The sequence below is a fragment of the Nocardia sp. Tas62D01 genome (genome assembly GCF_055232035.1).
Genome location: NZ_JBUYUZ010000001.1, coordinates 4,223,507 through 4,235,755, shown reverse-complemented (window position 1 = coordinate 4,235,755; position 12,249 = coordinate 4,223,507). Strand labels below are relative to the sequence as shown.

The 12,249-nt window shown below is 64.1% G+C and carries 1 protein-coding gene (running past both ends of the window); it reads left to right on the top strand.

Every position in this 12,249-nt window falls within one protein-coding gene, locus ACV7NQ_RS20455, for a C2 family cysteine protease, read on the top strand. The gene is 72,762 nt long; 43,000 of those nucleotides lie to the left of the window and 17,513 to its right, leaving coding positions 43,001–55,249 in view — codons 14,334 (partial) to 18,417 (partial); the first complete codon in view begins at position 3. Both codon boundaries (start and stop) fall beyond the window edges.

The window sequence follows — 12,249 nt, the reverse complement described above, 5'->3', positions numbered from 1 at the left end:
ATCAGACCGTGGTCGTCACGGACGCGCACGCGATGGCCTTGGCGCCGGGCCGTCTGCTACCGCCTCGCCCAGGTGAGAAAGCCTACCGCTGGGAGACACTGCAGGAACTCGACCGAGCACTGGCAAGCGATGATAGTGACAATCGCTTATTGGAACATCTGAGCATCATGGCGCGCCGGAACCTCGGCGGGGAGATCACCGATGCTGTGCACGACTATCTCCGCACACGAGAGGCCGAGGGGAAAACACCCGCCGAGGACGACATCCTCGTTATCGTCTCGTCGCGGCTGGCAGGCAACCCGGCGAGAGTGGGATTGCTGGAGGCCAACCCCAGGCTCACCGCTCTTCTGCGGACGCGGTTGCGCACCCGGTTCGATGCTGTTCTTGCGGGAAACCGGGAATCGGATGCGGATAACGACTACGCGTCGCAACTTGCCACGATCCTGGGAGGCACCGGCTCGGTCGACTTCCGCGCGGTGCTGGACAACCTGCGCCAGGCGACGGCGCGACGCGACAGCGCCTTCCTGGAAGCCGCCTTCCAGTCAGCCTATGAGGACCGATCGGACGGCCCAGTCCGGTTGGACGACGCAGTGCGCCAGGCCCACGCGGCGGGCCGGTTGTCCAGCGCGCAGGCGTCTCGGGTGGCGCGACTGATGGGCTGGGCATCCGATGCGCTGCCCCCATCCGCGCCGGCCCCACCCCGGATGGCGGTGCAGCCGGGAGAACGACCGGAGAACCTGCCGGCGGTGCGGCAATACGCGAACGCGGTATGGGAGCAGGTCGGCTCGGGGCGGGCCGACGCCGCGCTCGCGCTGGTGGCGCGGTTGGACCGGGATCCACGGAAGCTGTGGGCCGTGCAGGGCGCCTACCAGCAGGTGTCCAGGGGACGCGAGCTGATCACAGACCTGCGAAACGCGCTCCCCGACGAGCACGACTACATCGACCACGTCTTCGCTGAGCCGTCGGCGAAGGTCCTGGCCTGGGAGCCGGGCGCGGTACCGACGCCGGTCCAGGAGGACACGGCGCTCGACTGGATCAGGGGCCTGGACGGCATGACATTCGAGCATCGGACCGGGGACCAACCGGAGTCTGGTCTGGAAGTCGGATCCGCTGAACGGGCGCATCTGATGGCACTGGAACTGATCCGGCTGGGCACCTATCCCCGCAGGATCATCATCAGCGGCGAGGGCATGCGCGTGTCCACAAGAATGCCGGACGGATCGCGCCGTGAGGTGCCCTTGAAGCAGTACGTCGGCAACCTCGTGCACACCGTCGAATTCGGCGTCCCCGACTGGCAGGTGTTCGATCCCGCCCTGGGCAGGACACCATTGTCCTTGCCGGAGCTGCTGGTGGCACTGAACGCACCGCAGGACGCGCTGACTCGGCAGCTCAGCGGCCCGGCAACGGTGATAACCGAGACTCTCGCCAAACTCCACGCGCAGGATCCGAAACGATGGACAACAGACGGTTACCCGGTCGATCCAATGCTCGTGATCACAGACCCGCACGCGGCACACCTGTCTCCGGGCGCTCTGCTACCGCCCTTCCCAGGCTCGCGGATAGTGCGCCCGGCAACACTGCAGGAACTCGACCAGGAATTCGGCCATTCGGATACACCGACCGATGCCGGGCCAGTCGACAAACGAACCTCGCCGATCCACGACAACGCCGAAGTCCCCGCGCCGCACCCCGATGCGGACGGTGGGCAGGGGATGCGCGGAGGCCTGCCGGAGGGGCCACCGGCGGTGCAGCAGCGGCTCACGGATGAAGACGGGATCCTGCCTGCGCATCGCCCTCCTACCGAGTCCGTGATGCAGGAGCTCGAACGCGAGCGTGTGGGACGGGTTGTGGGACCGGGTTCCGCGGAGGTGCTGGGTGACCAGTCGTGGCGCCATTCGACCGCGGAATCGGCGCCGTGGTTCGATCCGGTGCCGGGTGTCGCGCCGCTGCGGCTACCGGACTGGGAACACGCACGCGCGTCCGCGCCGGTGCGGGTGGTGGACGTGGAGGTGGCCGATCCGGATGTGTGGGCACTGGAGCCGGGATTACGGCCCGGTCGCCCCGCGGCGCCGGCCACGGGGCGATTGGGCGGGCCGCGGCAGCTGGTGCGCTACGAGGTACGGCGGATCCGGGTGGGCGATCGGTTCGTGCGGGAATTCACCGTGCGCGTGCAGTGGGATGCACAGCAGGTGCTGCCAGGGACCGAGGAGCGGGTTGCCGCCGAAGCGCAGGCGGGGCTGGACGAGCTGGTCAACGATCACGGGTTCCGGTTGCCGAACGGCGACCAGATCTACGTGCGGCTGGACGTGGCGAAACAGGACGAGCCTGCCGATCCGACGCGGGTACGCCCGACCCGGGTCCTGCTGTTGCCCGACGATTCGTCCTCGGGCACCGATCAGGTCCGGTGGAAATCGTCGGACACTCCACGCGACCGAGGACACGAGTCACTGCATTTCCTGGGCTTGACCGATGGATACCTGGATCGGAGGCGAGTGTTCCTGGCCACCGGCACCCGCAGCCGGGTGGTGCCCGGCGGGCCGATGGCGGGACTGTCGGCGTCCGGGGTGCGCCTGGTGCCCCGCGGGGCGTGGCTGATCGAGCACACCCTCACCAGCCAGCACGGGCTGGTGGAGGCGTGGAACCCACACCCGGCGCCGCGGGTGGCCCCGGATATCACCGTCGACGAGGCAGCCCGATCGGGCGACTGGTTCGTCCCCGTCAACCAGGACCTGCTCGTGCCGGACGACCAGGAGGGCCGGGTCGTCGAGACCGAACCCGGCATCATCGTCTACCACACCACCGACACCGCGCCGGACGAGGTGTTCAAGCAGGGCATTCTGCCCGAGAAACCGGACCCACTCAGGTCAATTGAGTTCCACGTCAAGACGACCGGAAAGACGCAGTTCGTAGCCACATCGTTAAACAAGAACTTCTTCTACAGGCTCAGCCGTTACCGCTACATGATCCGGCCGCCGAGCTCCGGCATCGACGTGGCCCAGACCTTAAAGCTGCAGGGACACACCTACCCGTTCTCCTGGGAAAAGGAGGTCGCCTTCACCGAACCCATCTCTCCCCAGGACATCGTCAGGGCTTACGACAAAAAGACCAACAAGACCATTCGGAACCGCGGTTACCGGCCGCGGGATATAGCCGCTGTGGGATCCACGCCCGGATCCGGCGGCGGTGACCGAACGAGCCATACCCATATCAGCGACGGGAGTAGCCGGGCCGGCCACACCCGTCAAACTGCCGGCAATCCCGACCCGACACGCACGGAAGGCAACTCCCACGTCCACGTCGGTGTGGACGAGGCCACCAGCCAGCAGATCATCAACGATTGCGGTCGGCAACTGCTACAACGCCTGGCCACCACAATCCCCAACATCGACCCACCCACAGACCCCGTCGGCCTAAGCGGCATGAGCGGCCGCGAGTTCCAGGAACGCTCCCGGGGGACACTGCGAATCTTCGCCAGCCACGCCGCCCTCGGCACCCACCTCACCAACCTCGGCGACGGGGCCAGGGCCGGACTCATCGAAGTCTACAAAGGCCCCACCGACCACAACGGCATCGGCGCACACGGCCTGGAACTGAGCAACAAAAACGGCGAAATCTGGGTCTGGGACCCCAACACCAAACACGAATACCCCCTGGCACTGCACAAAACCGCCGGCGTCGCCATGATCGCCGCCGTCGTCTACACCCCAAACAAACAACCCGAACTCGTCCCCGACGACGCCCACGGCGTCGACGCCATCGGCGACATCCGCATCGGCGCACCCGGCGACAACGCCGAAGTCACGGTGTTCGACGACACTAAGCAGTTCCTGACAGCCTTTAAAGGCGCCGACTATCGGCCCGGTACCCGAATACATTCTTCCGGTGACTACCTGTCCTACCGGTGGACGCTGCGGATGACCGTCACCGACGGGCGCGACACCGAGACGGATACTCGGCTCAATGATGTGCGGTTCCGCGCGGTCGACGGCTTCTACCACGACGGCACTGTCCTCAACCAGGAGGCCACCGAGAAACTGCTGAGACATCATTTCGACACTCGCGACATCGGGGGACCGATCGTGGTGCGGTCGCCACAGCCCGATAACTCCGGCCCGGTCGTGCGAATGTACAGCACGGAGCTGGCCGGTCCCCTCAACCATTTGCTCGCCGGTACCCGGTTCCGGTTCGCCGGCGGGCACGCGGTGCTACGCCCCGATGGTGACTTGGACATCCAGCTGGACCACATACCCCCGGCAAGCGGGGACGTCATCGACCGGGGCGACTTCGTGGACGGCTGGCTCGAGCACGGTCAGGTCGAGATCACCCACCCCACCCCTGCCCTCGCACACTGGTCGCGCACCCGCCACGACGGGCTCGACGCCCTGGCCATGGCACGCGGTATCAGCCCCGAACTGCTGCGCCGGCGAGTGGCACGGCACCTGGAAGACAATCCCGACCTCTACCGCGACCAAATCACCAACGACATCCTCGACACCGAACACGCCCGCGCGCGCGCCCAGCACCTACCGGTCGACACCGAAACCGACCGCGCCGAACGCTCCAATCTGCTGCGGCAGGAGATCCCGGCGCTGCACGCCGGGCGTGCTACCGACAGCCGGTACCGCGGCAACGACGATGTCGAATTCCGCCTGTGGATCGCCGCCCGCGTCACCAGCACCAACCTCGTCGTCATCCACCCCGGCCGCAGCCGGTACCAGTTCCTGCCTGCCGCCGCGGCCGGAAACCCCGTGGTGTTCCTCCAACGACACCCCGACGGCAGCTACTACACCACAACCCTCCCCTACGACCACTTCTACACTCCCAACGCACACGGCGACCCGGTCACCCCCGACACCTCACTCCCGCTCACTGGTCCCGACGCTCACGGTAACTCCGACCACTACGTCGACTCCATCACGGTAACCGCTGAGCTTCCCGCCGGCCGCGTCACGGAAACCCGCCATAACTATGACGGCACCTACACGATTACCTACCAGCGAGCCGATGGCAGCAGCACGGAAATCCATGATGCCACTTACGGTATCCGTACAGTTACCAACAGTGATCCTGACGGTATCCGTACGGTTGCACGTTATCTCCATCTCGCCGACGGTACCTATACGGTTACACGCCAGCACGCCGATGGCAGCAGCACGGAAATCCGTAATTCCCCCGGTGGCGCCCGTACGGTTACCCGCCATCTCACCGACGCCGATATCCCGCTCCAGCCCACCGGCCCCGACACTCACGGTAACTCCGACCACCCCATCACGGAAACCATTCAGCATCCCGACCACCCCATCACGGAAACCATTCAGCATCCCGACGGCCGTGTCACGGAAACCATTCAGCATCCCGACGGCCGTGTCACGGAAACCATCCGCCATACCGACGACACGAGCACGGAAATTGTCTGCTACACCAACGGCCTGGTCAAGATCACCGACCGCTTGCCCGACGGCACCAACACGGTTACCTACCAGCGAGCCGATAACGATACTGTGGAAATCCTTGAAATCCTTAATGGCCCCGGTGGTATCCGTACGATTACCCACCGTAGTCGCTATGGCGCTCGTACGGTTACCCACCATAATCTTGACGGTAGCCGCACGGTTACCAATCATTTTTTTAATGGTAGCCGTTTGGTTACCAACCATTATCTTGACGGTAGCGCCATGGAGACCAACCATCATCGTGACGGTAGCCGCACGATTACCCACCATGATCCTGACGATACGGTTACCGATCTAGCGGTGACACCGCCACAGAATCGACTGTCACCCCGGGAGACGATGATGTTAAATCTCGTTGCCCGGGGCTACGACCGCGACGAAGATATTGCCAGGGTCCTTCGTACCAACGGATTTCCCACCACCACCGAGCAATTGGTGCGGGACACTATGCAAAATGCACGCCGGAAGCTCTTGAATCAGGTCGCAACGATGTCACTCTTGCGTCAGGACGCAACAAATGCTGACATCCTCGCAGCTGCCCCGACTGCAGGGCGTGATTCCGGCTTGGAGCTGCTGGATGACGATACCCTCGCCGCACTCCCGCAACCCGTGCTACCGGTACGACTGGACGGCCTCGACACGAGGATTCTTCACTACGCCGCCAGGGGCTACACCAGCTACCAGCACATTGCCGAACTCCTTCGTGTCGACGGACATAGAAATTTGTCCGGGGTTCAGGTACGCAATCGCATGATCAGGGTGCACACGTATCTCGGCCTTCCTCGTAGCGAGGGCGTGCACACCGTCCAGCTCAGTGCCGTGGCTGTCGCCAGGGCACGGCAGCTCGGCCTGCTCGATGAAGACGCGATCACCGCTCTCCCGGCCCCGCCCCCCGCCCTGCCTCCGGGCACACTTACACTGGCACCTCGGGACACGATGGCGTACGAATTCTCCGACTTGGGTTACTCTCATCGAGATATCGCCACTATCCTTCGTGACAACGGTTTCCCTGGAACCGTGGATTCAGTGACGGAAACTCTGAGCTTTATATACCGTAACCACCACTCCATATACCGTAACCACCACTACCTCCACACCGGGCGCGATACCGGCGCGGACAACAATCGGGTCGATGCCCCCCCCAACACCCCCGATACCGGCAGCCAGCCTTCCGAACTCGGCCACACCACCGACGACGCGGCCGAGCCCCTGACATACCCCAGCATCCGCGCGATGGACCTGTTGCGGCGCCAGGGCCTGCTGGTCGGCCAGGACTGGGACCGCCGCGGGGACTACATCGCGGTGGGTGAGCATAGTAGCGAGGTCGAGCGGCAGAGGAACGAGCTCAACCGCTATTGGGACGCGCACGACACCCTCTGGGTGCGTCTGGCGATCGGTGATCTGGTTGGCACGCCCAGGGCGGTCATGGAAGCCGTGCACCGGTCTCTGGACGAGCATGAGCGCAATCTTCGAGAGTGGCTGCGTCAGCTGGGCCGGGGCATGATCCGGCGGCCGCTGCCGGTCCCGGACCCCGCCGGCGCTACGCCACCGGGACTGCCGCGTGAGGGTGCGGGGGCCAGTCGGTCCCCGCAGGAGATGGCGGACTGGTGGTCCCGACACGGCCGAACATGGTGGGACACCGCGAATTTCGCGGACTGGTCGGTCGAGGAGCAGTTGCGCCTGCTCACCGATTTCCCGGGCCTGCGTAACAGTGAAGGCATTCCCGCACCGGTACGAGACCAACTGAACCGCACCTACCTCCAACTCGTGATCCGCGATACACCGGGCACCGGTGGCCCGACCGAGCCCGCCGCACGCCGTCATTGGCGCGAGGAGGTCTCGCGGCTACACGGGAACATACTCACCGCGGACATCGAGATGGCGGTCCATTCCCGGTGGTCCGGTCCTACTGCACCCCGGGTGCATCTGCTGTCCTTCGAGCATGACCGCCAGGGGCGCCATAGTGAGGTCATCGGGTTCGGGCCCGTGGATACTGCCCGGACGGTGCACTGGCGTGTAGCCGATACCGCACCCGCGGGAACAAGCGCGAGAGAGAACTCGATCCGGAGGCGGGACGAGTTGATGGTGGCAGTGCGCGAGCACCAACGAGAGGCCCGCGGACGGCCTGACTATGCGACGGTGTTTTCGGCAGGGCACGAGACTCTCCGACGCCCCCGCGATCCCCCTCCCGCACACAACGTTCCCCAGCGTTCGTGGCTGCGTCGTGTGTTGCCCGGCTCGCACCGCCCCGATCGACTCGCTGCGGCGATCTCGGCGTTCGTCGACGCGCGCCGCTCGAGGGCCGGCTCTGTGGATCTGGGACGAGTCGAGGTGTTCGCACCCCGTTCGATCGCGCAATCCGCGGCACGGCAGGTCGACCCACACGTCGTGCACATGCACGATCGGGACGGAATCCCCCTCACCGGTACCCGCGGCCCACCCGGCAACGACGGATCAGTCCCCCACCGTGGCGGGCCGAGCCCCGCCGGCTCCCAGACCCGCGCCGATTCCCAGCCCCGCACGGGCTCCCGGCTCGGCAGGCTGCGCCGCCGCATCGGCTCACATCCGCGCGCGGAAAAGATCGACACATTCCTCATGACCGACTTCGTCCGGAAATTCTCCCGGACCGTCCAGGGGGAAATCTCCGGGGTCCGCTACCCGGCCGGCACGACCATACATTTCCCGCCCGCCGACAGCGAATGGAGGACCGCTCGGTTCACCGGCGGGGCCGTTCATATCACAAACGCTGAGGACACCCTCTCGGTGGTGAGTGTCGCCGACTTCTGGAAAGGCCTCCGCGACAAGGTCGACCGGGGCGGCAACGACGAGATAACAGTGATCCAACCGGCCATCGCGGGGACACAGGCCAGCCGGGTCTGGGAAACCCCTCATTTCCTGGGCGCGGTATACCGCAACGACTTCACCACCGGAACCACCCTCACCTGGCGTGACGCGACCGTAACGACAATAGCGGTCCTGCGAGCCGACGGCAGTTTCGCCGTCCAAAACAACATCGGCCTCAACGTCGTGGAACTACGAGCCCAATTCGCGCGCCGCCTCGAGACCATCGACGCTGTCGAAATCACGCTACCCACACCCACCGAGTGGCATCCGATCCCCCCGGGCCCGGACTCTTTCTTCGACACCCTGACCGATATCCTCGAGGTCGATCCGAACCAGTTACGCGACAATGTGGCCGACTACCTCGACGAGAACAAGAACCGCGAGAACTTCGAGCACTTCGCGACGTTGATCACCAACAACGCTATCGACAACATGACCCGCGCCCCCATTGCCACGAACCCGGACTACTTCGAGCAGCAACTACTGGCGACCAAGCGTGCCCTGCTGCGCTACGAAATAGAGTCACTGCGCAACCCCGCATTACGCGACCCCACCGCAAACAGCGACACCCGGATAATCGGATCCGCACGCCTGGAATTCTGGTGGCTACCAGCCCTCAAACACCTGGGATACAACCTCACCCTACTGGACCCCGGCCAACTCAGAACCGACTACATCCTGACCCCTGGAAACCCACACATCTTCCTGTGGAGACTGCAAACCGGTGGATACCAGATCGGCACCACCACACAAAACATCGGCTCCACCACACAAAAAGCCCTGCTCACCACCACACAACCCACCCCCCACCACATCGGCATCGATCCCGTCACCGACCTGCGCATCGTGTTGGACGACGACCAGTTCAATGTGCTCGCCCGCCTGGCGCAGGGCGACACAGATCAGCAGATAGCCGACCACCTCGGGAAACCCTACGACTTCGCCGAAGTCCGGAGACTCAGGACCCAGATCTCCACAAAGCTGAAGGTGAAACCGGGCACTGCGCAGCGTACCGTGAGGCGGGCTCGTGAGCTGCGATTGCTGCCGCCACCGGCGCCCGGTGAACTGGTCGTGCATATCGAGTCCGATCCCGACACCGGCGAGGACGTGGAACTGTCACAAACTCAGTACGAAGTAGCCGCCTACCTCTCGGACAACCCCGACCACTCTCTCACCGTGGCGGCCAAGAATTTGGGGCTGCTGGATGAGTGGGGGCGGCCGAAACCCCTCAAAAACTTCCTGGACGGTGCAGCCCGCGCGCTGAAAGTTAAGGGTAAGGCTGAGGTACGAGTACGACAGGCTGTTGTGGACAAGGTCCGCGAGATGGGGTTGGTGCGTTACCCGGCACCCGGTTCGTCCGGTACACAACCGGGTATGCGCTCTGCCAGTAGCGCTGCGGCCGGTAGCAGCGGCGAGCCGGTCACCGGACGACGGGGTCCACCAGGCGACGGCACAGCCCAGTTCCAACACCAGCCCGCAACCGCGAGCCAGCACAACCCACCACCACAGGACAACAACTGCGGGCCACTCGCCGTAGACGACGTCACCTTCCTGACCGGCAGAATCCCCCCGGCTAAGCAAGACCCGCCAGGCCTGGAAGGCTGGACAGCCCACACCCTCCAAAAAGCAGACGGCGGAACACTGCACTACTTCCACCGCCATACCGAGATCGCCGAACTCCTACGCAACCTGGGCCACCGCGCCACCGCACTCGTCGTCGACACCTACCACGGCCCCACCAACAAACGCCCCACCAACAAACACGGCGTCGGCGCACACGCCTACACCATCACCAACCGCCACGGCACCATCCTCGTCCGCGACAACAGCACCAACCCCCACACCGAAATACCCTTCGAATTCTTCACACCAGGCCCCGTCCGCACCATCCACGCCATCATCCACACCCCCACCGGCCAGGAACACCCCCTCCCCGACAACACCAAAGCACACCCCCTACCCACCGCCGGCATCGGCGCACCCGGGGGCCAGGTGGACAACCGGATGGACCTCCAGCTCGACGCTCCCGCCGATCGTTCCGTTGCTGAGGCGACGGAGGCAGCGGGTGTGGGTGTTGCGGGGCCGGTTGTCGGTAGTTCTGTCGCTGATGTGGTCGAGGTGTCCGGTGATCGCGTCTGGGGGATCGGTGAGGTATTGAATGGGATGGGTCATAACGTTTTCACGTCGGGGACCACACTGGTGTGGGGTGACACGTCGGCGACGGTGCGTTCTGACGGCAATTTCGATGTCCCGGTCCTGCACCGCGCCGTGCCGGGGGATGAACTCGCCCGGAAGTTGCGAGCCGCGGGTGTGGCTGCTGAGGTCCGGGTTGTCCTGCCGGAGCCTCCGGACTGGCGTCCGCTGCCCCAGGGCCGGGATTCACTGTTCCACGCTCTGGCCTACCTCCGCGAGTTCGCCGCCGGCCTGCCCCATCACCGCAACCGCACAATCAACGACCTGACCCGCATCCTCGAGACCGATGATCTGACAGGGTTCCGGCGGGAAGTGGCCGAATACCTCGATCAGAACATCGAAGGGTACAGGCAATCCATCACCGACGACGCTCTCGTCAATTATGTCGTTGGCCATAATTTCGTTGACCCCGCCACCGAGGACGACTTCATTCAGAAACTGGTGATCCAGGGTTCGATATTGGCGCGAAAGGAGATCAACAACCTGCTCGATCCCGTCTGGAACAGTAATAATCGGGTCAACACTCCCACGCGGTCGCAGTTCTCACTGTTGCCGGCAGCGAGAATCAATGGACTGAACTATATTCAGGAGACGGGTCAGCGCAGAATCGAATACACTCCCGTTCCCGCGAGGCCACGGTATTTCCTGAAAGAAACGGCCCCCGGCGTATACGCAATCGGCACAACCACCACCGGCATCCCATTCTCCACCGTGCGACCCGGCAGCGCGAAACTCGGACAGCTCCGTTGGAAAACGGTCTACCTTGCCTCGCAAGGCAAAACCAATAAGCAGATCGGCGAGGCCCTCCGCAAAAAAAAGGACGCCCTCGATAGCATCTGGCAGCATGTGAGGAAGGCGATGGATATTCCCCGGGAGATTTCGGGATATCCTGTGACTCCGGAGGATGTGGTGGAGCGGGCCCGTGAGCTGGGGTTGCTGCCCAAACCTCTGCCCGGTGAGATCGACATCGTTCATGCCGTGACCGTCAACGGCAAACGCTGGAAGCTCACACATGACCAGTGGAAGACACTGAAACTCGCCGCAGAGAGAAAAACCAGCCGGCAGATAGGCGCGGCTCTCACCGAAAATCCCAATGAACCCGTCACCGCGAATGCTGTAGACAAGCGCATATCGCAAGCGGCGAAGGCGATGGGTATGCAGGAGGATCTGGATCGGAGGGATGTGGTGGCGCGGGCTCGTGAGCTGGGGTTACTACCCAAGCCGCTGCCCGGTGAGGCGGACATCGTTCATGTCGCGACCAATCCGATAACCGGCGAGCCCTATATCAATCCAGTTACCCGCAAACGTGTGGGGCTGACGCATCGCGAGTGGGAAATACTCACCCTCGTCGCGAAGGAAAAATCTGATGCCGAGATAGCCACGGCGCTTAAGACAGATACGAATGAGACAGATACGAATACTATCAAGAGTGATCTGGCGCACGCAAAAAACCAACTGGGACTGACGGGTGAGGTTCTGACTCGGGAGGCCGCTGTGCAGCGGGCCCGCGAGTATGGGTTGCTGCCGATGCCGGAACCGGGTGAGGTCGACATCGTTCATATCGCGACCACTCCGACCGGCAAGCGCGTGCAACTGACGCATACGCGGTGGCAAGCACTCACCCTCCTCGCAGACGAAACCAAACAGTTTGCCGACGTGGCCAGACAGATTGGCATACGCGCGGAACACGTCAGTAGGTTCCTGGGCGGGCTGCGCGAGGCGCTGGGCCTGCCCGGTGATATGACTCCGAAGGCTATGG